At 71.8% G+C, this 22,606-nt stretch carries 14 protein-coding genes and 2 pseudogenes; 11 read left to right on the top strand and 5 right to left on the bottom strand.

All coding sequences use genetic code 11. The features are described 5' to 3' along the window. Positions 1-147 precede the first annotated feature (147 nt). The 3 genes from RLT57_RS13020 (at position 148) to RLT57_RS33335 (ending at position 3,518) form a co-directional block, all read left to right on the top strand. Entirely contained in the window at positions 148-1,452 is a 1,305-nt protein-coding gene (locus RLT57_RS13020) for a transcriptional regulator (RefSeq protein WP_311297555.1), read from the top strand. 572 nt (positions 1,453-2,024) lie between these two features. After that, positions 2,025-3,194 (top strand): ADP-ribosylglycohydrolase family protein, encoded by a 1,170-nt coding sequence (locus tag RLT57_RS13015; protein WP_311297554.1) that lies wholly within the window; start codon positions 2,025-2,027, stop codon positions 3,192-3,194. A gap of 195 nt (positions 3,195-3,389) precedes the next feature. Beyond that, on the top strand, positions 3,390-3,518 hold the full coding sequence (locus RLT57_RS33335; RefSeq protein WP_399128574.1) for a hypothetical protein: 129 nt from the start codon (positions 3,390-3,392) through the stop codon (positions 3,516-3,518). A 105-nt stretch (positions 3,519-3,623) separates the two neighbouring features. Here the strand turns inward: RLT57_RS33335 and RLT57_RS33330 are convergent. From RLT57_RS33330 to RLT57_RS13000, 3 genes and pseudogenes are all read right to left on the bottom strand, one after another. Then, a pseudogene (locus tag RLT57_RS33330) lies at positions 3,624-3,689 on the bottom strand (hypothetical protein); the annotation flags it as partial. A 313-nt stretch (positions 3,690-4,002) separates the two neighbouring features. Continuing rightward, the gene (locus tag RLT57_RS13005; protein ID WP_311300692.1) at positions 4,003-5,154 is read right to left on the bottom strand and encodes a lytic polysaccharide monooxygenase; all 1,152 of its coding nucleotides are present in this window, start codon (positions 5,152-5,154) and stop codon (positions 4,003-4,005) included. A gap of 298 nt (positions 5,155-5,452) precedes the next feature. Then, positions 5,453-6,007 carry an SMI1/KNR4 family protein gene (locus RLT57_RS13000; protein ID WP_311297553.1) on the bottom strand — a complete coding sequence of 185 codons (555 nt, stop codon included), beginning with the start codon at positions 6,005-6,007 and terminating at the stop codon, positions 5,453-5,455. Positions 6,008-6,258: 251 nt separating this feature from the next. Here RLT57_RS13000 and RLT57_RS12995 point away from each other — a divergent pair, with 251 nt between their 5' ends. Both RLT57_RS12995 and RLT57_RS12990 read left to right on the top strand, forming a co-directional pair. Next, positions 6,259-6,930: a DUF4232 domain-containing protein gene (locus RLT57_RS12995; RefSeq protein WP_311297552.1), complete on the top strand. Its 672-nt coding sequence runs from the start codon at positions 6,259-6,261 to the stop codon at positions 6,928-6,930. A 305-nt stretch (positions 6,931-7,235) separates the two neighbouring features. Next, a pseudogene (locus RLT57_RS12990) lies at positions 7,236-8,409 on the top strand (ATP-binding protein); the annotation flags it as partial. 399 nt (positions 8,410-8,808) lie between these two features. Here RLT57_RS12990 and RLT57_RS12985 read toward each other — a convergent pair. Together RLT57_RS12985 and RLT57_RS12980 are read right to left on the bottom strand one after the other, a co-directional pair. Next, positions 8,809-9,207 carry a PIN domain-containing protein gene (locus RLT57_RS12985; protein ID WP_311297551.1) on the bottom strand — a complete coding sequence of 133 codons (399 nt, stop codon included), beginning with the start codon at positions 9,205-9,207 and terminating at the stop codon, positions 8,809-8,811. Further along, complete coding sequence (locus RLT57_RS12980) at positions 9,204-9,482, bottom strand: hypothetical protein (RefSeq protein WP_311297550.1); 279 nt, start codon at positions 9,480-9,482, stop codon at positions 9,204-9,206. Before RLT57_RS12980 ends, RLT57_RS12985 begins: the two co-directional genes overlap by 4 nt. A gap of 266 nt (positions 9,483-9,748) precedes the next feature. Between RLT57_RS12980 and RLT57_RS12975 the strand changes: the two genes are divergently transcribed. The 6 genes from RLT57_RS12975 to RLT57_RS12950 all read left to right on the top strand — a co-directional run bounded on the left by RLT57_RS12975 (position 9,749) and on the right by RLT57_RS12950 (position 22,460). Continuing rightward, on the top strand, positions 9,749-12,751 hold the full coding sequence (locus RLT57_RS12975; protein WP_399129830.1) for an SNF2-related protein: 3,003 nt from the start codon (positions 9,749-9,751) through the stop codon (positions 12,749-12,751). Beyond that, positions 12,748-14,076, top strand: coding sequence for an SWIM zinc finger family protein (locus RLT57_RS12970; protein ID WP_311297549.1), 1,329 nt, complete (start codon positions 12,748-12,750; stop codon positions 14,074-14,076). Before RLT57_RS12975 ends, RLT57_RS12970 begins: the two co-directional genes overlap by 4 nt. Positions 14,077-14,183: 107 nt before the next feature. Further along, complete coding sequence (locus tag RLT57_RS12965; protein ID WP_399128570.1) at positions 14,184-15,734, top strand: TIGR02677 family protein; 1,551 nt, start codon at positions 14,184-14,186, stop codon at positions 15,732-15,734. Beyond that, the gene (locus RLT57_RS12960) at positions 15,731-17,038 is read left to right on the top strand and encodes a TIGR02678 family protein (protein WP_311297548.1); all 1,308 of its coding nucleotides are present in this window, start codon (positions 15,731-15,733) and stop codon (positions 17,036-17,038) included. The genes RLT57_RS12965 and RLT57_RS12960 overlap by 4 nt, the downstream gene beginning before the upstream one ends. Next, complete coding sequence (locus tag RLT57_RS12955) at positions 17,035-21,210, top strand: TIGR02680 family protein (protein ID WP_311297547.1); 4,176 nt, start codon at positions 17,035-17,037, stop codon at positions 21,208-21,210. Before RLT57_RS12960 ends, RLT57_RS12955 begins: the two co-directional genes overlap by 4 nt. After that, positions 21,207-22,460, top strand: coding sequence for a TIGR02679 family protein (locus tag RLT57_RS12950; RefSeq protein ID WP_311297546.1), 1,254 nt, complete (start codon positions 21,207-21,209; stop codon positions 22,458-22,460). Before RLT57_RS12955 ends, RLT57_RS12950 begins: the two co-directional genes overlap by 4 nt. The last annotated feature ends 146 nt before the right edge of the window (positions 22,461-22,606 follow it).

The raw sequence follows: 22,606 nt of genomic DNA, 5'->3' as shown, positions 1-22,606 counted from the left end.
TGTGCCGTATCCGCTGTTCCGACCTCCAGTCAACTGCCCGCCGCACATGATTGCCGGTGCCGGGCAGGGGTGCGTTTCCCGCGGGGGGCCGCGTCGGGGGGCCGGGATCGATCGTTCGCGTGACGTTGAGGTACACGGGAGGCGGGCATGATGGCTCCGGACGGAATTGGCGCCATGCTGCGGGCGATGCGTGAATCGGCCGGACGCACCCGCGAGGAGCAGGCGCTGGTCCTCGAAGAGGCCCAGGGCGGGCGTTGGTTCGACCCGGAGAACCTGAAACGCTGGGAGACCGAGCGTCGTTTGCCGATCCCCGCCCGGCACGAGCTGCTGGCCCGGGGATACGGCGTGCCGGTGGCCGAGATCGTCCGGGCGGTGGCGGTGAGCAAGCGGTGGCGCAGGCTGCAGCGCCAGGCGGCCGGCGGGCAGGGAGAGGAGGGCACGGCGGTGGACCGACGACGGTTCTTCGGCGCGGCGGCGGTAGCGGCCACGGGCGCGGCGGCAGCGGCGGCGACCGGCGTGGTGGTGCTGCCCGGCATCGCGGAGTCGCGCAAGGGCATCGACGCCGCCCTGTCCGACTCCGACGCCGGCGATCTCGCCTACCTGAACGGCGCGTTCGAGCGGCACCGCGGCGGTTACCGCGGTCGCCCGCCGACCTTCGTCCTGGCCCAGATGCGCGGCGACCTCGACCTGCTGCGGGACGTCCTCAGCCGACCGCACGCCGCGGCGGCGCGCGCCGACCTCGCCCGTACCGCCGCCGGAATCACCGGCCTGGTGGCCATCATTCAGCACGACCGCAGCGAACAGCGCGAGTCCCACGGCTGGTTCGCCACCGCCGAGCAGGCGGCCGGCGAGTCCGGCGACCGGTGGATGCTCGCCTGGGTGCTGGCCCGGCACGCGATGGTCCCGCTCAACTACGGTGCCCCGATGGCCGCCGCCGCCCTCGCCGTCCGGGCCCGCGCCGTGGCCGGGCCGACCCCGTCCGCCGCCGCGGCACTGGCCGCCGCGGTCACCGCGCGGGCCCTCGCCTCGGTCGGCAACGACAGGGGAGCCCTGGCCGCGGTCGCCGACGCCCGCCGGATCGCCGAACGCCTCGACGGCACCCAGTCCGCCGACACCTGGTTCGGCTACCCGCTCCAGAAGCACCACGTCCACCTCTCGCGGGCGTTCACGCTGATGGGCCGTACCGAAGAGGCGTACGCCGAACAGACGGCGGCCTTCGCCCTCACCGTCGGCCCCTCCGTCATAACCCGCGCCCTTCTGGAGATGGACGCCGCCGCCTGCCTGCACGCCGACGGCGACTCGGCCGCCGCGGCCGACCGGGCCGTTGCCGTCTGGCAGCGCCTGCCCCAGCCCTATCGCGAGGGCCTCGTCCGCTCCCGCGCCGTAGCACTGCACCACGCCCTCGGGGGCACTCCGCACGCCACGCTGGGCGAGGCCCTATCCACCACCTGAGCCCGAACCCCCGCCCCCGGACCGCCCTTCCGGGCCCCGGATGCCGGGCACCGCCCCGGCGTTCCCGGGCTCCCTTCCCGCCCATCCGGACCGCGCTCCCGGGCTCCCGGGCGGACTTCGAGGTCATCCCGGTCAGCCGGCCGGTGAACCCCCGGCCCGCCCCACGTAAACACGGCGGGCCCCCGTATGTACGTCCGCGTGCGCTGACCCGGGTGGCGGTGCGGCCGGGTGACCGCGGGCCGCGGCTCCTGTTGGGCGCGGCAGCCGGTTGATGAGGGCAGCCGGGGCGACCCGGCTGACCGGGACCGCTACGGCCGCGGCCACCCGGGCGGTACGGCGCGTGGGCCCGGCAGGTACGCACGCTGCACCGGCCGACGTGTCGTACGAAGCGCGCAGTCCCGCCGCGTAGCCGAAAAGCCCGCATTCCGCGCGCAGTCGGGCGGAGCGGCCGGGCCGCGAGGATGCGGCGCCCCGGCTCGGCGCCTGCCGGACGTCCCCGCGCACGTACTGGGTGGCGGCGACGACTTCCGCGTACCAACTGCCGGAGCCCGTACGCGTGTACGCCTGCTGGGATGAGCAAGCAGGAGCGACTATCGTCCGGATGCTCACTTTCCGACATCGAGGGGAAGCGGATTGTCGTGGCCGACGACAGCGATCAGCACAGGGCGTTCCTGACGGCGCAGTCCCGGGCCCGCGGGATGCTGCTCGGGCTGGCACTCGGGGACACGCTGGGGACGGCCCACGGCACCCCGCCGGCCGGCGGGGTGCTGCGGGCCGGCGTGAGTACCCAGCTCGCCTGCTTCACCGCCGAGGGCATCCTGCGCGCGATGGTGCGCTCAAGCCACAAGGGGATCTGCCATCCCCCGTCGGTCGTCCTGCACGCCTACTGCCGCTGGGCGGCCGTGCAGGGCATCGAGACGGAGAAGATGCGGCGCCACTGGGCCCCCTCCGGCAACAGCACGGCGTGGCCGGACGGTTGGCTGGCACACGTGCCCGCGCTGGCCGAACGCCGCGGCAGCGCACCGGCGACGGTCACCGCGCTGTCCCGGATCGGCGAAGGACCCGAGCGGATGGCCACCCCGAGCCGGGGCTGGCACGCGCTGGCCCGCACCCTGCCGGTCGCGATCGCCGGCATGAACGGGGTCGCCCAGGCAGGGGAGATCGCCGCACTCACCCACGGCGACGCGGCCGCGCGGTCCGCGACCACCCGGGCGGCCTTCCTGGTCCACTACCTCCTGACCCACCCCGCCGTCCCCAACAGACCGGCGCCGCAGGCCATTCGGGCGGCCCTCGGCCGACTCCCGTCCGCCGGCCTCCAGTTAGCCGACGAAGGGCACGACAGCCACGACAGCCTCCTGGCGGCCCTCCAACAGGCCCTCGACCAGCCCGGCGACGCACGACGGCTCGCCCGGCTCGCCCCGGACGCCACGGCTCCCGCGGCGTTGCTCGGCGCCCTCTACGTGACGGCCTCGTTCCCCGCCCGCGCCGACGTCGGAGCCGCGCTCGGTTTCGCGGCGAGCGCGCCCTACCCCGACTCCGTCGCCTGCGTGACCGGAGCACTCCTCGGCGCCGCACACGGTGTCGAGGCCCTCCCCGTCGACCTGTCGAGCCGCCACGAACTCGCCTGGGTGCTGGACACCCTGGCGCGGGATCTCCTGACCGAAGCCGCCACCTCCCCCAGCGGCACCGCCTACACCGCCGCCTGGGACCCCACCTGGCTCCCCCGCTACCCCGCCTGGTGACCCCGCCCCCCGCCCCACCCCGCCCTCCTCCGCGCGGCGCTTCCCCACCCGTACCCGTACCCGCCCGCCCCCGCCACGGGTTCGCCGCCGGCGAGCGGCGGCACCCGCCAACCGGGCAGCCGCTACCAGGTCGGGATCCCGCCGTCCTCGACGCCGTCGACGCCCTCCGCGCTTCAGGAGCGCAAGCTCAGGGGGATGTTCGCCGCGTTCAACGCGGACGGCGACGGCCATCTGCGCGAGGAGGACTTCAGGGCGCTCGCGGCCCGTTGGAGCCGGCTGCCGGCGGCCCCGGGCGACCGGCTCTGCGGCCGTTTCCCCGACTGAGCCGGGGAGGACGGCGGCCCCTCGGTCTCCCGCGTTCCCTCGGAGGTCGATCAGGCGGCGCACCGAGTTCTCCGACGGATCGGCGGCCACGGCGGCCCCGTTGACCGCTCCGACGGAAGTGCCCAGCACCAGGTTCGGTTTGACCCCCGCGGCGAACAGCGCCTTGAGCATGCCGACTTCGTACGCTCCCAGGCGCCCCCGCCGCCCAGCACGAACGCCGGGCCGCCTCCTGTGCCACGCGCGCTGCCGTCCATGCCTCAAGCGTGCCCTGGCTTCGCGGGCCCAGCCCGGTTTGTGGCGGCGGCCGTCGCCGGGCGCGGAGGGGGGCGGCTCCCGGCGTACGTCCGCCTCGTACGGCTGCCTCGCACGTCCGCCCCGTACGGCCGCAGGGTCGTACGGGGCGGGCATCGCGCCGCGCCAAGCGGGCGACGGCGCGGGCGATGGCGTCAGCGCGTCAGCGCGTCAGCGCGTCAGCGCGTCAGCGTCACGCGAACGTGCACGTGATCGAGCCGTTGGGAAGGTTGTTGCCGGTCGAGTTGGCCGTGAAGCCGAAGGTGGTCGAACCGTCCGGGGCGATCGTGCCGTTGTAGGCAGCGTTGGCGACGCTCACCGTGCCGCCGCTGCTGGACAGGGTGCCGTTCCACAGCGTGGTGATCTGTGTTCCGCTGCCGGGCGTCCAGTTCACCTGCCAGTGGCCCGACGGCGAGGTGCCGTGGTTCATGACCGTGACCTCTGCCTGGAAGCCGCCGCTCCAGACGTTGGACACCGCGTACGTCGCCATGCAGGCGCCGTCGACAGGAGGCATGGTCGTGGGCGGCGGGGAGGTCGGCGGCTCGGTGGTGGGCGGCTCGGTGGTGGGCGGCTCGGTGGTGGGCGGCTCGGTGGTGGGCGGCTGCGAGGTCGGGGGCTGCGTCGTGCCGCCGTTGTTGATGCCGGTGACCTCGCCGTTGCCGCCGTCGAAGGCGATGTCGGAGCAGGAGAAGAAGTTCTCGTTGCTGTCCGAGCGGACCCACTGGATGAAGATCAGGGCGTCGCCCGACCGGTTGGCCGGCAGCGTCAGGTCCCAGTAGTAGTGGCCGCCGTCAGTGCCCGGCGAACCCACCGAGGGCGGGTTGGTGATGCTCCCGATCTGCTCCAGGTCGGCCCAGGCCAGCGGAGTGGTCGGCGCCCAGCCCTGCTTGGTGACGTACACCTTGAACGTGCCAGGGTGCGCGGCCCAGTTGCTGTACTGCGTCTGGATCGTGGAACCGGACGTCAGGTGCGTCCGCGGCCAGTCGCTCCGGGCCGCGTTGTACGCGGAGAAGTCGTACGGCGACTTGTCGCCCGCGCTGCAGATCGTCCCGTCCGGCACGTAACCCTGGCCCCGCCCGCCCGCGTTGGAGTCGAGCACCGCGAACCAGTTGTACAGCGGCGTCGTTCCGCTCTGGGCCACCGCCGCGGCGCAGGCCGGATTGGTGGGGGTGAGCGCGCCCGTGGACGTCAGGGCGTCCTCGTAGCACAGGTACGTACGCGACCCGGGCATCATCGCGACACCGTGTGCCTGCGCGGCGTCCTGCCCGAGGAAGACGACGCAGAGCGCCGCGATCAGCGTGGCGAGGACGCCGAATAAGGAGAGTTTCCTGCTGGTCCTGTTCAAGTCTTTCTTCAAGGTGGTGACCTTTCCGGCAACGTCCCCGACGCCGTGGTCCACCGCGCAGCCGGCACCGGGGGGGGTGGGGGGAGAGCGCATGGGAGCGCTCCCATGCGGGGAAGGTAACAGCGGATCGACAGGGTGTAAACAGCCTGCGCGTTAAGGCATTGGGGCGTTCGGGAGCGGGGGCGCCGTGCGGGGGAGCGGGGCGTGTGCGCTTGGCGGCGGCCGGCCGGCCGCGGCCGGGCCGTACGGGGGCACCGGTGCGGTTCGCCCTCGCCGGGCCGGCTCCGGGCTCCGGGCCTCATCTCCGGCCGGCTCCGGCGAGGCGCCGGGCGGCGTCGGGCCAGGGCTGCGGCTGGAGTGCTGCCGCGTCGTCGGACACCGTGCCGTCCTCCTCCCACCAGCCGGTCCCGTTCAGCCAGTTGAGCAGCCACTGCGCGAGGGACGGCGAGTCCTGGAACCAGGCGTCGGCCCAGTCGTCCGGGCCGGCGTTCGGCTCGAAGACCAGGACCTGCCCGTCGGGGTGGAGGCAGTCGACGGCGGCGTACATGCCGCAGCCCCAGTCCAGGATCGGCAGGACACCGTGGGGCCAGTACGCGGAGGCGGCCGTGCGGAGCGGACCGTACTCCGCGACCGCGGTCCGCCCGTGCCCCGTCAGCGGAAACAACAGGTACTCGGGCCCGAAGCCCCCGTTGGCGACCCGGCGGTACAGCCCGCTCAGGACCGGCGGCAGCGCGAAGCCGAGATCGGACTCGGCCCGCGCGACGTCCTGTTCGCCCGCGCACGGCGGAAGCTCCGTGTTCTGCCGCTCGGCCCGGCTGCGCACGCGGGCGAAGAGCGCTGAAAGGTCGGTCACGTCGCTGCCTTCAAGGGGTGGGGTGCCGGGCTCGGAAGGTCTGTCCTACCAGAAGCGAACGCAGCCCCGGGACGGGCCTGTTCAGCCTGCCCGGCGACGGTCGGCACATGGTTCCGCGAGACCCGGATCCGTGGCTGGCAGCGGGCTCCAGGACTGTCGTTCAGTCAGGAAGAACCGATGACAGGGCTGTTGCCCATCGGCGCTGATACTGGTCGTCACCTCGCCACCGTGTCCGATCACCGGGAGAAACCGTGCCTCGTGCCCTGCGCACCGCCGTCGTCGCCGCCACCGCCGTAGTCGCGGCTCTCGGGCTCTCCGCCTGCGACTCGGGGGCGGCCACGTCGGCGGACACGTCGGCCTCGGTGTCGGCGTCCGCGCCGACTGACACGTCCGCCCCCGGGGCCGCCCCCACCACGGGTGGACCGGCCGGGACAAAGACGGCCGGCGCGAAGCCCGACCCCGCCGGCACGGAGGTGTCCTCCTCCGCCGACAAGCCCGCCGCCACCGTCGGCCGCTGCCGTACCGCCGACCTGACGTTCTCCTTCGGCAACGGCGACGGCGCCTACAGCAGTTCCGACGACCAGCAGCACCTCGAGGTCCTGATGACGAACAGCGGCGGATCGACCTGCACCGTCAAGGGCTTCCCGGGCGTGGACCTCAGGGCCGCGGACACCTGGTCCCTCGTCCGCACCGCCAAGACCCCCTCCACCGTCACTCTCACCTCCGGCGCCACCGCGAGCTTCGTCATCACCTACCTCCCCTGGCAGGCGGGCTCCGGCGAGGAGTTCAACGCGACGAGCGTCGTCATCACCGCGCCCGACGACACCGCCTCCGCCACCCTCACCTGGCCCGGCAGCAGCATCCTCCGCCAAGACGCCGCCACCCACCCGGGCACCTACGTCGACCCGGTCACCACGCCCTGACCCGCCTCGGCCCCGCTCGGCCCTGACCGTTCCTCCACCGCGCCCTTCCCGTCGCCGGTGGCCTGCGACGACTGAGGCGGCCAGACCACCGGCAACGACGCGCGCGCGACGGAGCGGGCCGCCGGGCCGCACAGGCATCTCATCGCCGGCCGCCGGCCGCCGGCCGCCGGGCCGCCGACCGCGAAGCCCGTCGGTTCGGTCCGGCCGATCCACCAGCCGACCCTTCGAAATGGCGAAATCTGAACCCACGGCCTCTCCGTCCGGAAATCTCGGCAGGGTGGTCGATGAGGTCATCTGAGCAGGTCACCCCGCCGGGGAGCTCTCTCTTCGCCGAGGAGGCGCCGAGCCAGTGGAACGCGGCCTTCCGGCTCTTGGCGGAGATCCTGCCCGATGACACCCCGAGTGTGGTCGTGATCGATGAAGTACCGTATCTCATGGAGCGCGTCGACGCCTTCGAAAAAGATGCTCCAACGCGCCTGGGACCGATTGCTCAGCCGCAAGCCCGTCCTGTTGCTGCTGGTCGGCTCGGATCTGTCGATGATGGAAGCGCTCAACAGCTACGACCGCCCGTTCCACCAGCGCGGGCGGGAGATGGTCGTGGGGCCGCTGACTCCGGCAGACATCAGCGAAATGCCCGACTTGGGGCCGGCTGCTGCTTTCGACGCCGCACTCATCACCGGCGGGCTGCCGCTCATCTGCCGGGAGTGGCCGGCCGGGGCCTCCATGTGGGACTTCCTGGATGCGGCGCTGGAAAACCCCATCTCCGCTCTCCTGGTCTCGGCGGAGCGATCGCTCGCCGCCGGGTTCCCTCCGCGGACGACGGGCAGGGACGTACTACGGGCGATCGGATCGGGCGAGCGGACCTTCACCAACATCGCGCGGGCCGCCGGCGGCATCGCCCACGGCACGCTCGCCAGGGCATCTGACCTGCTGATCGACAAGCGTGTCGTGGCGGCAGAACTTCCGATCTCGCTACACCCTTCGAAAGAGCGCCGCCACCGGGTGGCGGACCCCTATCTCCGCTTCTGGCTGGCGTTCCTCGATCCGCACATGGCAGAGATCGTGCGCATGCGGGGAGACCTCACCTTGGCCCGCATCAGGGAACAGTGGAGCAGATGGCGGGGACGTGCTGTCGAACCCCTGGTCCGGGAGTCCCTTGCCCGGATCCTGCCGGACGGCGAACTGCCCGCCGCCCCCGCTGTCGGCGGCTACTGGACACGCAGCAACGATGTCGAGACCGATCTGGTGGGTGCCGGCCGGCAGCCCGTGGCGAGGCGGTTGCTGTTCCTGGGATCGGTCAAGTGGCTTGAGACGGCCCCGTTCGACGCCCACGACCTGGCGGCCCTGCACAAGCACCGGGCCGCCCTCACCGACGAAACGATCCCGCTTGTCGCGGTCTCCCGAAGCGGCGCGACCTGCTCCGGACTGCGGGCAACCTACAGTCCAGAAGAACTGCTCAGGGCCTGGCGCCCCCGCTGATCCGAAACGCAACACCAAGCCGCCGCTCTGCCCGGGAAACGACGGTCCGACGACAAAGCCACACGTAGGCCACGTCAGCGGGGCCACAGTAGTTGCTGTACCTGACGCCTACACACAGGTCAGGGGCCCGACAGGATGTCTCCTGAAGGCCCCTGACCTGCTGCTGTGCCGTCGGGGTGGCGGGATTTGCACCCACGGCCTCTTCGTCCCGAATGCCGTCGAACCGTGGGCGCTGGCTGGGCGTTCGGCGTTGCCGCAGGTCAGAGGGTTGGGCTGAGTGGGGCTGGGGCGGTCCCGCGGGGACCCGGGGAGCGGTTCGGCTCCCAGACGGCTCCCAGAGATCAGTGGCCTGACCTGTTTCATCACCTTGGACGCGGATGCGGGGCCGAGGCGTCTGCGTCATAGCTTCACCATCACGACGCGGTCGCCGCAGAGCTTGCGCATGTCGTCCTCGTCGGACGTGAAGATCGTGACCCGGCCGGGCTGCCGCAGGGCCACGGCGGCCAGTGCGGCGTCGGTCGCGTATTCGTGCCCGTGCAGCCCGGCGTCCTGAAGGAGGTCGATGGCGGCATCGGCGATCTGCTCGGTCACCGGTTCCACGCGCAAGCGCGACAGCGCCCACCGCCAGGCCGGCCGGTGTAGCTTGGCGTGATAGGCCTCGACGAGGGTCATCGAGGTCGTGACCACGGGGATGTCCGAGCGATCGGCGTCCTTGATCCGGGCACCCATGCGGCGGTCGCCGCGTACCCACTGGGACAGGCCCTCGCTGTCGAGCAGGTAGACCTGCCCGTCGCTCACGCGGCAGCTCCGGGCGGATTGACCACCTTGCGCGCCCGCTCCGCGTGCGCCCGCTCGATCTCTCTGCGCTCGGCCTCTGCCTCGGCCAATTCCTCGGCCGTGGCCTCGCCGTACTCGGATTCCCACCAGTCCACGGCTTCGTGCAACCGCTCCCGCTCCCGCTGGCGCTCGACAGCCTGTGTGACATAACGGCTGAAGCCGCCGGGGCCGACCTCGGAGCGGATCTCCTCGGCCAGCTCCTCCGGCAGCGTCACGGTGTACTTCTTGGTTGCCATACCATTGACCATACCGCCCGTGCGGTTACTCGGCCAATCTGCCCGCACGCCCCCGCCCCCCGGCCTTCGAGCGAGGTCGCCTTCGAGCGAGGTCGGGGAACAGGTGACCGCTTCGGCCTCCGACGTGGCCGGCTGCCTGTCCCTGAGCTGTGTCACAGGAGCAGTCCCGGGCACATCGTGTCCCCGCGAGTGGCTAGCCTTGCTGAAGGCGTCAGGGACGGACGGTGTCCCGGCCGCCCGAAAGGAAGTCCCACGACGTGGATGCGATGGCGAAGGCTTATCCGTCGGCAGAGGGCGGCTCCTCCGACCTTGCCGTGACCGACCGGTTGCCCGCACGCGGGTCGGGTGCCCTGGACCCGGACCGGTTGCTCGCGTCGCTGCCGGAGCTGGCCGCGGGTGAGGTGGTTTTCCTTCCGGCGGACCCGCCTCGGCTGGGGCGGATGGCCTTCTGGACGCCCGGCGGCGAACCCCCGGACCTCGGGGTGCGACCCGAGGAGCTCACGGTGGTCCGGCCGTACGGGCCGTCCGTGCGGAGGGCGCGAGTGCCGGCCGCGGCGGTGCCGGTGGGGCAGGCGCTGCCACTGCTGACGCGTTGCCGCGCTCTGGGTGCGGACGGCAGCGGGCGGGCGTCGGCCACCACGGCGTTCTGGGGCACCGCGGCCGTACTGGGTCTGAGCCTGGCGGCCCGGGGGCGGGTACTGCCTGGCGTGTCACCGGAGGGCTTCGACGCGTGGCGGGTGGGGCCGTTCGACGCCGGGGATCTGGAGCGGCTGCGTGGGCTTGCGGCCGCCATGCCGCCGCAGGCCCGCGCTGTTCCGGTTCCCGGCCGGACACCTCTCACGCTCCCGGCGGCCGAACCGCTGGTGCGAGCGTTCCTGGACGCGGTTGCTGACTCCCTCGCCCGTACCCCTGCCTCTCGCCACTTGACCGGCGGGAGGGCCTTCGCGGACGGCGCGCCGCAGGCCGTGCCCGAGCAGCGGGCCTGGGCGGCCGAGGTCGCCGCCGGCCGTGACGCGGGACTTCAGGTGTCGCTGCGGCTGGAGCTGTCGCGTACGGCGGAGCCGGGTGGAGAGGCGTCGGACGACGGGGAGCTGCGGGCCGGTGAGGATGCCGAAGAGGCAGGCCAGGGTTCCCTCCGGGCCGTCGTCCAGCTGCTCAGCCTGGCCGATCCGACGGTGCTCGCCGACGCCGCGGACCTGTGGGCCGGATCGGCTGCCGCGCCCGAGCTGTTCGGCCCGCGGGCCCGCGTGGACACGATGCTGACGCTGCGCCGGGCCGCACGCGTGTGGCCACCTGCCGCACGACTGCTGGAGGCGGCCGCTCCGGTGGGTCTGGAACTGTCCGACGAAGAGGCCCTGGCGCTGCTGGGCGAGGCGGCCGAGAGCCTCGCCGGGGCCGGGGTGGCCGTGCACTGGCCCAAGGAGCTGGTGCGCGGGCTGACCGCGTCCGGTGTCCTGGAACCGGCACGCAAGACAACGACATCCGCGGCCGGGTCCTTCCTGTCCTCCGGCGCTCTGCTGGACTTCCGCTGGCGGGTCGCGCTCGGGGACCAGGAGCTCACCGAGGAGGAACTGGAGCGGCTTGTCCAGGCCCATCGGCCGGTCGTGCGGCTGCGTGATCAGTGGGTGGTCGTCGACCCGGAGTTGGTGCGCCGTCTGCGGCGGGCGGCCCGGTCCGGGGCGCCCTCGCTGACCGCGATCGACGCGCTGGGTGCCGCGCTGACCAGCAGCGTCGAGGTGGACGGAGAGCAGGTCGCGGTCACCGCGGGTGGTGTGCTGGAGGAGTTGCGGGCCAGGATCGCCGATCCGGAGGTTTGCGCCGCACGTGAACCACAGGGGCCGCCGAAGGGCCTGACGGCGACCCTGCGCGACTACCAGCTGCGCGGTCTTAACTGGCTGCACCAGATGACCTCGCTCGGTCTGGGCGGCTGCCTCGCGGACGATATGGGCCTGGGCAAGACCGTGACGCTGATCGCCCTCCACCTGCGCCGTCAGGAGCGGAAGGCCACCGCCGGCCCGACGCTGGTGGTCTGTCCCGCCTCCTTGCTGGGCAACTGGGAGCGCGAGATCCGCCGCTTCGCGCCGGCCTCCTCCGTACGCCGCTTCCACGGCCCCGGCCGCGAACTGGCCGGTCTCGAAGGCGACGCCTTCGTGCTGACCACCTACGGGACGATGCGCCGCGACACCGAGCGCCTGGCGGGGCAGGCCTGGGGACTGCTGGTCGCCGATGAGGCCCAGCACGTCAAGAATCCGCACGCGCACACCGCGCAGGCGCTGCGCACGATCCCCTCGCGGGGCCGCGTCGCGCTGACCGGCACCCCGGTGGAGAACAACCTCTCCGAGCTGTGGGCCCTGCTCGACTGGACCACCCCAGGGCTGTTGGGCACGCTCTCCGCCTTCCGGGACCGCTACGCGAAGGCAGTCGAGGGCGATCGCGACCAACAGGCGGCCCGCCGACTCGCTTCGCTGGTCCGGCCGTTCCTGCTCAGGAGGCGCAAGTCCGACCCCGGTATCGCGCCCGAACTGCCGCCCAAGACCGAGACCGATCAGCCGGTGCCGCTGACGAAGGAGCAGGTCTCCCTGTACGAGGCACTGGTGCGCGAACTCATGGCGGAGATCGAGGGATCGGACGGCATGGCGCGGCGCGGGCTGGTGATGAAGCTCCTCACCGGCTTGAAGCAGGTGTGCAACCACCCTGCGCAATACCTCAAGGAACCGGTCGGCACGAAGCTGCCCGGCCGCTCGGGGAAGCTCGAACTGCTCGACGAACTCCTGGACACCGTCCTCGCCGAGGACGGGTCCGTTCTGGTCTTCACCCAGTACGTGGCCATGGGCCGGCTGCTGGAGCGCCACCTGGCGGACCGGGGCGTGACGACCTTGTTCCTGCACGGCGGGACCACGGTCACGCGCCGAGAGGAGATGGTCGACGCCTTCCAGACCGGTGAAAAGAGGGTCTTCCTGCTGTCCCTCAAGGCCGCTGGGACCGGCCTGAACCTCACCCGTGCCGGGCATGTCGTCCACTACGACCGGTGGTGGAACCCCGCCGTGGAGGACCAGGCCACCGATCGCGCCTACCGGATCGGGCAGACCCAGCCCGTACAGGTCCACAAACTGATCGCCGAGGGAACGGTTGAGGAGAAGGTCGCCGACATGCTCCGCCAGAAACGGGAACTTGCCGACGCCGTACTCGGTACGGGCGAAGCGGCGTTCAGCGAGCTGAGCGACGCCGAACTCGCCGACCTGGTCGCACTGCGCGGTTCGCGGCGATGACGAAGCCGGCCGGGCAGCGCGCCCCTTCGCAGCGAAGGGCCGTCCGCACCTTCGACGCCCTCCCTCCCGCCAGGGGCAGTCGTGCCCCGTTCGCGGAGTCCTGGTGGGGCCGGGCGTGGCTGACGGCGCTGGAGGAGTCCTCGCTGGACCCCGGCCGCCTCCAGCGGGGCCGCACTTACGCGAGACGCGGCGCCGTCGGTCACGTCACCATCGACCACGGTTCGGTCACCGCCACCGTGCAGGGCAGCCGCCCGGCCCCCTACCGCTCCAGGGTCCGGGTACGGCAGCTCACCGATCAGCAGTGGGACCACCTCCTCGACATGATCGCCGAGCGGGCCGCCCACATCGCCGCACTCCTCGACGGAGAGATGCCGCCCGGGCTCGCCGACGACGCCGAAGCCGCGGGCGTGACACTGCTGCCCGGTCCGCAGGACCTCGACCCGGCGTGCAACTGCCCCGACTGGGGCGAGCCCTGTAAGCACGCCGCCGCCCTCTGCTACCAGGTCGCCCGGCTGCTGGACCGGGACCCCTTCGTCCTGCTGCTCCTGCGGGGACGTGGTGAGCACGAGCTGACCGACGAACTCGGTTGCCGGAACCGGGTCCGCGCTGCTGCCGAGGCCGCCGTCTCCTCCCCTGCGGCGGGTTCGCGCACGGTCCTACCGCGGCCTCGTACCGGTGACCCCGCCGGGCCGGCGTTCTCCTCCGGCTCCGCACGGCCCCCGCTGCCTGCCCTACCGCTGCTGCCCGAGGAGGCCGGCCACGGCCCCGCGCTGGCGGAATCGGCCGCTCCCGAGCCCGGATTGGACCCGGTCGCGCTCGAACTGCTCGCCGCCGACACCGCCCTGCGCGCCCACCACCTCCTGGCCGCGGCCCTGGACACTTCGCGGCACGCCGGCAGTGCGCCTCCCGTCCCGCTCACCGAGTGGCAGGACACCGTCCGCCTGGCCGCTGAGCACCCCAGCATGGAGGTCTTCGCCCGGCTCGCGGCGAACTGCGGACGCGCTCCCACCGCACTCGCCGCTGCCACCCGCGCCTGGCGCTTCGGCGGCGCGGCGTCCCTCGACGTGCTGGAGCACCCGTGGAACCCGCCCGCCGGGCGGCTGGAGCGCGACCGCGAGGCCCTGCGGGCGGACTGGGCGGACGGCGCCCCGCCCCGGCTGCGTACCTGGCGCAACCGCTGGACCGTCGAAAGACGCGCCGCCCAACTCCGCCTGGGCCGGGACGGATTGTGGTACCCGTATGTCAAGGAGCGGGCGGTGTGGTGGCCGTCGGGTCCCCCGGACAGCGATCCCGCTGTTGTCCTGGCAGTCCTTCTCCAGGCGTGACGGCAGAGCCGTCGAGTCCGTCATTTCCGACTCGGCTGTCAGCGCATGCCCCTACCGTTGTGTGCGGCGTGGGGTCGCCGCGATCCCGCTCGGAGGGGGAAGGACACGTGCGCAGGGTTCCACCGGAGATGTTCCGCTTCGCCACCGGAGAGCGTGCTGATCTGTACGGCGCGATCCTGGGTGCCTTCGGCGCGGCCAACGAACGCTTGGAGACGGCGCTTGTGCTGGACGACGTCCGGGGGCGGCTGCGCACGGCGGGCTGGCTGGATGCGATATCCGACGATGATCTCCACGGCGCGCTGAAGGCACTCCGGGAGTGGGGGCTGCTGGATGTCGTCCAGAACCATGCGGAGAACTACCGGACGGCGGAGGAGTACGAACGGCGGAACCTGCAGTACTCGCTGACCCGGCGCGGAGAGGCAGCCCTGGCCGGGGTCCAGCACGCGTTGGAGGTGCTCACGGCGACAGGGGCGTTGCAGACAGCTGTCCTGGAGGCGATCACCGATCGGCTGGACGAGCTGTACGTCCTGCTCAAGGAGCCGACGTCGCCGGATCGCCGGATCTTCAGCACCCTGCAGGAGTTGGAGGGCCATCTGGAGGCCCTGCTGGACAACACGAAGGCGTTCAACGGCGAGTTGCAGCGCCTGCTGCGCGTTGAGGGCGCGGATCTCAACGTTTTCCGCGAGGTGAAGGCCGCCACGGTGGCGTACCTCCAGGAGTTCCTGGTCAACCTGGAGCAGCGCAGCCACGGCGTCGCCTCGGCCATCGCTCGCGTGGAAGAGCGCGGAGTCGCGGTCCTGCATGAGCGAGCGCTGCGCGGGGCCGAGCTTCCGCCGGTCGCTGGTGATGACGCCGGCCCGATGTGGCTGGAGCGCCGCCGGGCGCGCTGGGTAGGTCTGCGGGCCTGGTTCCTGCCTGAGGACGGAGCGAGGCCACGCGTGGACCGCCTTCACGATGTCGCCCGCCGCGCCATCGTCTCGCTGCTCCAGGTCCTCGACCGGATCACCGAGTCGCGCCGGCGCTCCTCCAGCGCCGCGCAGGACTTCAGGGAGCTGGCACGCTGGTTCGCGGACGCCCCGGGGGATGAGGATCTGCACAGGCTGTGGACCCTGGCATTCGGGTTGGGGTCGGCACGCCATGCGCACCTGGCGCACCCGGACCCGGAGTTGGTCCCGTCCTCCCGCACGTGGGCGGAGGCCCCTCCCGTCGAGGTCTCGGCGCTGCTGCGGACGAGCGGGCGCACGGAGCGCTTCACCCGAACGGGCAAGGTGCGGGACGTCGCGTCGGTCAAGGCCGCGCGGGCACACAAGGCGCGACAGGAGAGAGCCGAACTCCAGCGGGCATGGGGCACGTTGAGGACCGACGGTCCGGTGCGGCTCTCCGACTTCGGTGAGTTGGACGACGCTGCGTTCGCCCGACTGCTCGACCTGCTCGGCAGGGCGCTGTCTGCCCACCCTGACGCCTCAGGAACCCGACGGGCCGGCACGTCCGACGGCCAGGTGGAGATCAGTCTGGTCGAGGTCGACGACGGCCGGACCGCTCGGCTCAGAACGTCCAAAGGCGTCCTGACCGGACCGGACCACGTGGTGAGTATTACCGCCGCCGGTGTTACCGAGGCCCCGTACGGGCGGAGCGGACTTCGGGAGGCTACGGGATGAGCACTCTCGCCAACCAACTCGTGGTCGCGGAGCGGGAGGAGGTCAGCCTGGGGATCCGACTGCTCCTGGCACAGCCGCTGATCACCGAACGTGCCGATCCTGCGGGCTTCGACGTCGTCCGGCGGCGCAAGGAGCCCCTGGCGAAGTGGTTCGACTACACCTGTGGCTGGAGCCTCGTGGTGGAACCCCGGCGCGGGTACGCCCGGCTGGCCAAGGTCCGCCCCTCTGCTGACGGTTCCCGCCCCGCTCGGCGCCTGCGCTCCGGCCGTGCCCCGTTCGACCGCAGGCGGTACGTGCTCCTGTGCGTCACGGCGGCCGAGTTGCTGGCGGTGCCGGTGACGACTATCGGCCTGCTCGCCGACCGCGTCGTCCAGGCCACCGCCGCCGATCCGGCACTGCCGTCGCTCGACACGGCCGGCCGCGCGGAGCGGATGGCATTCGCGGACGTACTCAAGCTGCTGGAGTCCTACGGTGTGTTGACCGCCCTGGACGGCGCGACCGAGTCCTTCGTGGAGTCGGCTGACGCGAAAGTGCTCTACCGGGTCGACGCGACGCTGCTCATGCGGTTGGCGGCCGCACCCATCGGGGCGTCCCGGCTGTCGGTTCCGTCTGCCGAAGTTCCCCTGCGCTTCGAAGAGTTGCTGGCGGGGCTGGTCCGGGAGCGCCGTTATGGGGGAGGAATGATCGCCGACGATCCGGGCGAGTCAGCGGCCGTCTCCGAGACGCAGCGCAACCTGTGGCTGCGCCACTCCGTCCTGCGCCGCCTTTTCGACGACCCCGTTCTCTACCGCGACGATCTCACCGACGACGAACGGGCCTACCTCGCCTCCCCGACCGGACGCCAGATCCTGCGCAGATCCGTCGAGCAGGCGGGCTTCGTCCTGGAGGAGCGGACGGAGGGTCTCCTCCTCGTCGACCCGGACTCCCTGGCGACCGACGCCAAGTTCCCCGACGACTCCTCCACCGCCAAGGTCGCCGCGCTGCTCCTCCTGGAGCAGATCCAGGATCTGCCGGGCGGGGCGGCTCCGGAACAACTCGTCGAGATCGGTTCCCGGCTGCTGCGAAAGTTCCCGCGCTGGGCCAAGGCGTACCAGTCGGCGGACGGGGCCGAGCGACTTGCCGACGACGCGGTGTCGGTCCTGCGCGATTTCGGCCTCGCCCACCATGTTGGCGACCGCACGCTGCTGCGACCGGCCGCCTTCCGCTACCGCCTCACCGGCGCCACTTCGACAACCGAGGACGGTGCTGGTGACTCCGCCGATCCTGTAGCTGTGCGCCGCAAGGCCGAGGAGGTCGCCCCGTGAGCGTCACGGACCTGCCCGCGAGGAGTGCCGCAACCCTGCCTGAGCAGGAGGCCCCCTCACCCCGACGTCGCTGGCAGCCGTACCGCGCCGGCATCCTCAACGTCTGGCGCTACTACGACGAGACCTTCGTCTTCCACCAGGGGCGCCTCCTGCTGCGCGGCCAGAACGGCACCGGCAAGTCGAAGGCCCTGGAGCTGCTGCTGCCCTTTCTCTTCGATGCCAACCTGCGGCCCAACCGCCTCTCCACCTTCGGCGGGTCGGAGCGGACCATGCACTGGAACCTCATGGGAGAGGGGGCGACCGGCAAGACACGTGTCGGCTACGTGTGGATGGAGTTCGGCTACCCCTCTGACGGCGGCGGTGACGGCGGCGACACCCGATGGTTCACCTGCGGGGCGCGTCTGCAGGCGAGCACTCACACCACGGGCACGCACGCCGACTACTTCACCACCGACCGGAGGATCGGCCGCCCCGACGGCGTTCTCCTGCTCAACGAAGCAGGCCAGCCCCTGACCAAGGCGGCACTCGCGTCCGCGCTGGACGGCAACGGCGAGTTCCATCCCTCGGCCGACTCCTATCGGACGGCGGTCCGCCGCACGCTCTTTGCCGGTATGAGCGAGCAGCGGTACGAAGCCCTGATCACCGCCCTGCTTCAACTGCGCCAGCCCAAACTCTCTGAACGGCTCGATCCGTCCCTGCTGTCCACGCTTCTGTCACGGGCACTGCCGCCGCTGGGCGAGGGAGAGATCTCCGAACTCGCCGAGGGTTTCGAACGACTGGACCGCCAGCGTGACCATCTCAAGGACCTGGACAACGAGGTCGACGCCGCCGGCAGCATCGCCACCCAGCAACGCGGCTACGCACAGCGCGTGTTGCGCGCGCACGCCGCCACGCTGATCTCCGCGACCACCGACATGGACAACCTCACCCGTGTCGCCCGGGAGAGCGAGGAGCAGCACGAGCAGGCCGTGCAGGCGCGGCGGGCCGGCGCCGATCAGCGGGATGAGTGCGAGCGGCGTACCCGAAGGTTGGAAGCGGCCATCGAGGGCCTGATGAACCACGACGCATACCGGCAGGGCAAGGAGTTGGACACCCTCCACCGTCGCACCAAACGCGCGGCGGACCACGCACGGGCGCAACGCGCCACGGCCGACGACAAACGGCGGCTGGCGGCAGAGGACCGGCAGCGCGCCGACCGTGCCGCCGGCAGCGCACGATCGGCGACCGTCCACGCTCAGGACGCGTCCCAAAACGCTCGGAGAGCAGGTCGCGACGCCGGCCTGGAGTCGGTCCACCGCGAGGCGGAGGCGATGCTTGACGCCTCGGTCACTGCCACGGACTCCTCAGGCGTCGCGGGTGAAACGGGCGTGGCGGTCGAGAAGCGAATCCGGTCGGCTCGCCAACTGCTGCGGGGTGCGGTCAACTCCCGTCAGGGACAGATCGTGCAGGTCGTCGCCGCCTCCGAACGGCACGAGCGGACCGTGCGCGAGCGAGCCGCCGCCGAGGGGGCACTGGACCAGGCGCGGACCGGACTGGCGGAGGCGGTGACACGACGGGACGAGGCAGCAAACGCCTACGAGGAAGGTCTCGTCCGGCAGGCGGAGCTGCTGGCGCAGTGGGCCGCAGCATGCGTGGAACTGCGCTTCGATGACGTCGAGGAGCTGGCTTCCCGTGCGGCGGTGGAGGCCGACGTGATGGCGGTCGTGGAGTCCTGCGTCCGCACCGTGGACCGGGACATCACCGAGGCCCGGACACGGGCTGAGACGGCTCGCGGGACCGCACTGGCCGAGCGTGCCGAGCTCGGGGCCGCCATCGACCTTCTGCACCGGGAAACCGATGTGCCTCCCGTAGCTCCGCCGACCCGAACCGCTGATCGTTCCACGATGATCGGAGCGCCGTTGTGGAGGCTCGTGGCTTTCCACGATGTCGTTCCGGGCAGCGTTCAATCGGGTGTGGAGGCGGCTTTGGAGGCATCCGGCCTGCTGGACGCCTGGGTGAGCCCCTACGGGGACGTTGCGCTACGCGGCCACGACACCCAGGCCGACGCCGCCTGGGCGGTGCCGGCTGCAGGAGCGTCGCTGCTGGACGTGCTGCGTCCCGAATCCGATGCCGCGGTACCTGCCGACACCGTGCACCGGCTTCTGGCCGGCATCGCCTTCGGCATGCATCTTCCTACCGATCACATGGCGGCGGTCGGAGCCGACGGAAGCTGGCGACTGGCCTCCGTCACCGGCACATGGAGCAAACCGGAGCCGGCCCACATCGGCTCCGTCGCCCGGGAAAGGGCCAGGCGCCGCCGTGTCGCCGAGCTCACCGAGCGACTCTCCGCGGTGAACGGCACCATCGCTGCGCTCGACGCGCAGCTGCGTGAACTGCGTGATCGGCGCTCCCGGTTGGAGGCTGACCTCGCCGTCCGCCCCCGGTACAGCGAACTGGATGCCAAGCGACGAGCCTGGGACCGGGCAGAAGAAGGCGTCGGGGTCCGGGACGACGCCGTGCGGGGTGCGGTCGGCGTGCTGGCCGACCGTGAGGTGGAGGTCGCGAAGTCCCTGCGCACCCTCAGCCGGCTGGCCGCCGAGCACCTGCTGCCCACCGGCCGGGATCACCTGAGGAAGCTGTCCTCCGCAGTGGACGTCTTCCGGGACACGGCCGACGCCTGGATGGACGCTCACCTGCACGCGACAACGGCCGCGGAGCGGGCAGCCTCGGAAAGCGGCCAGGCAGCCCGTTCGCTCGACACCGCCCGGGAGCACGCAGCCGACGCCGAGGCCGCCGAGACGGAGGCGCAGGAGTTCGCCGCGACCTTGGAGGCAGCGGAGAGCACCGTCGGGCAGGATTTCCGTGCCATCGCCGCCCATATCGGCGAACATCGCCAAGAGCTCAACCGCACCCGCGAGGAGATCAAGGCCAAGGACACCGAACTCCTGCGCCTGGCACAGCTCATCGGGGGACTGAAGGAGAAGACGGCGCAGGACGCCGGCGAGCGCGACAAGGCCGTGGGTACCAGGGACGAGGCAGCGCGGCGATTCCGGTACCTGACTGCCCTCGGCCTTGCGGAGGACGCGGGGCTGGCCGTCAACCTGGCAGCCCAGGACGGCACTCGCGCCACCCTGGAGGCGGCACGGTCAGTGGCGGCGAAGTGGCCGGACCTCCCGCACGGGCCACGCAATCTCGGCGACGCCTTGAACCGGCTCTCCGAAGCGATCCACAAAGCCCGCGAGTCCGTCGGACGCCGCGCCGACCTCGACCTGGAGTCCGACGAGGACGTGCAACTCTTCACCGCGTCCATGGACGGTGTCCGCATCGGTGCGGCGGGGCTGCTCAAGACCCTCATGCAGGAACGCGACAGCAGCCGGGACGACATCACGGTCGCTGAACGGCGCCTCTTCGACCAGACCCTCACCGGAGACACCCGACGCCACCTGGCCGACCGCATCCGCGGGGCAAACGACCTCGTCGACCGCATGAACGGTCATCTCGAGCACGTGCGCACCGCCTCCAACGTCGCGGTGCAACTGGTGTGGCAGGTCCACCCCGACCTCCCGCCAGGCACCCGGACCGCCCGCGAACTCCTCCTCAAGGACCCCGCAAGGATCACGGACGCCGACCGGGAGGCGCTGCATGCCTTCTTCCGTGCCCGCATCGAAGAGGCCAAGGCCAAGGACACAGCAGCCAGTTGGGAGGAGCAGCTCGCCGAAGTCCTTGACTACACCGCCTGGCACCAGTTCGTGGTCAAGCTCGACCGCGCGAACGGTTCAGGTTGGCAGCTCCTTACCAAGAAGCTGCACGGAGCGCTCTCGGGCGGTGAGAAGGCGATCGCCCTGCACCTTCCGCTCTTCGCCGCGGTGGCGTCCCACTACGAGGCCGTACCGGACGCACCCCGCCCCATCCTGCTGGACGAGGTCTTCGTCGGCGTCGACACCACCAACCGCGGTCAAGTGTTCGCCCTGCTCAGCGCGCTCGACCTCGACCTGATCCTCACCTCGGACCACGAGTGGTGCACGTACCGGGAGCTGTCCGGTATCGCAGTCCACCAGCTGATCACCGGAGCCGACGACGGTGACGACGCGGTCACCAGCGTGCGCTTCGTATGGAACGGCATCGAGGTGGAGGCGGAGGAGGCTGCGGACGAGTTGGGCGCGCTGGAGGACGCGGAGGATCTCCCGGTATGAGCGACTTTGCGGGCTTGGACGGCCGCGCCCTCCGGCCGCTGTGGCAGGCCGTGCACGAGCGTCTGTCCTCCGGTCGTCCTGTCAGCCGTGTGCGTATCGGCCCGCTGGACGACGAGCAGCGCAGCGCCCTGGCCGATCTGCTCGGGCTGGACCGCCTGCCGGACGTGAGGCCTTCTGTCGCGCTCGCACGGCTGGAGGAGGCGGTTGCCGACGCCGGCGGCCGTACGCTTCGAGACGTTGTTGCCGGCCTCGTGGGCCCCCTCGACGACCGCGCCGCCGTGCGACAGCTCCGTAAGGACGAGCGGGACGAACTGTGGGCCTGGCTGGAGGGACACGAGACGGTACGGTCGCAACCCGCCCTCGGTGACTGGGTCGCCCAGTGCCGCAGCGGTGGCCTCATCGACGGCTCGGTGCCGCGGACCCGGGATCTCCTGTCCGCCGCGCTGGCCGTGCTGGCGGCCCTCCCGGCCGAGGCGGAGCCCCTCCCCGTGTTCGCCGCCCGAATGGTGAGCGGGGACTCGCACGCCCTGGACGACGGGACCCGCCTGTCCTCGCTCGTCCTGCGGGCGCTGTCCGCCATGCACGCCGTCGAGATGCCGGGCAACGCGCAGCAGCGGCGCGGGATGTGGGCCCGAGCCGGTGTCGCCGACGACGAGCTGTCCGGCACCGTTCTCGCCGCCGGCCTCCGTCTCGTCGGCGACGGACTGCTCAGCCGGATCACCGGCGCCTGCACGCAGGCCGGGCACGCGGCATCGCTCACCCTCGCCCAACTCCGGGACCCGGGTGACCTCCGACCCTGCGAGGGGCCGGTGCACATCACGGAGAACCCCAGCGTGATGGCCCTGGCCCTGCGCCGCTTCGGTACCGCCTGCCCACCCCTCGTCTGCACGTCGGGCTGGCCCAACAGCGCGGCCGTCCACCTCCTGCGTCTGCTCGCCGACCATGGGGCCGTGCTGCGGTACCACGGCGACTTCGACGGAGAAGGCATACGTATCGCGGCCTACGTTTTGGACAAGACTCCTGCGGCCCCCTGGCGCATGACGGCTGCCGACTACCGTGACGCTCTAACCCGAACCGCCCACGGCCCCGCAGTCGGACGCCTGACCACCGCCCCCTGGGACCTGGCCCTCACCGAGGCGATGGCGGAGCACGGCACGGCGGTGCTCGAGGAGACGGTCGCTGGCCCCCTCCTCGACGACCTGGCATCGGCCGGCGCCCCGAGCGACGAGACGCGAGGAATACGCCTCTGACGCCTCGGGCGCACGGCGGGGCGAGCTGATGAGATCGGTTTGAATGCGGGCGGCGTGGTCAGGGTCGACGACCCTGCCAGCGCGGGACGCCAGGCCCCGACAGCAACGAACCCACGGCCTCTTCGTCCCGAATGAGGCCCTGATCC

Source organism: Streptomyces sp. ITFR-21, assembly GCF_031844685.1.
Taxonomy (GTDB): domain Bacteria; phylum Actinomycetota; class Actinomycetes; order Streptomycetales; family Streptomycetaceae; genus Actinacidiphila.
The sequence above is the reverse complement of the archived record's forward strand: the minus strand, read 5'-3'. Positions and strand labels throughout refer to the sequence as shown.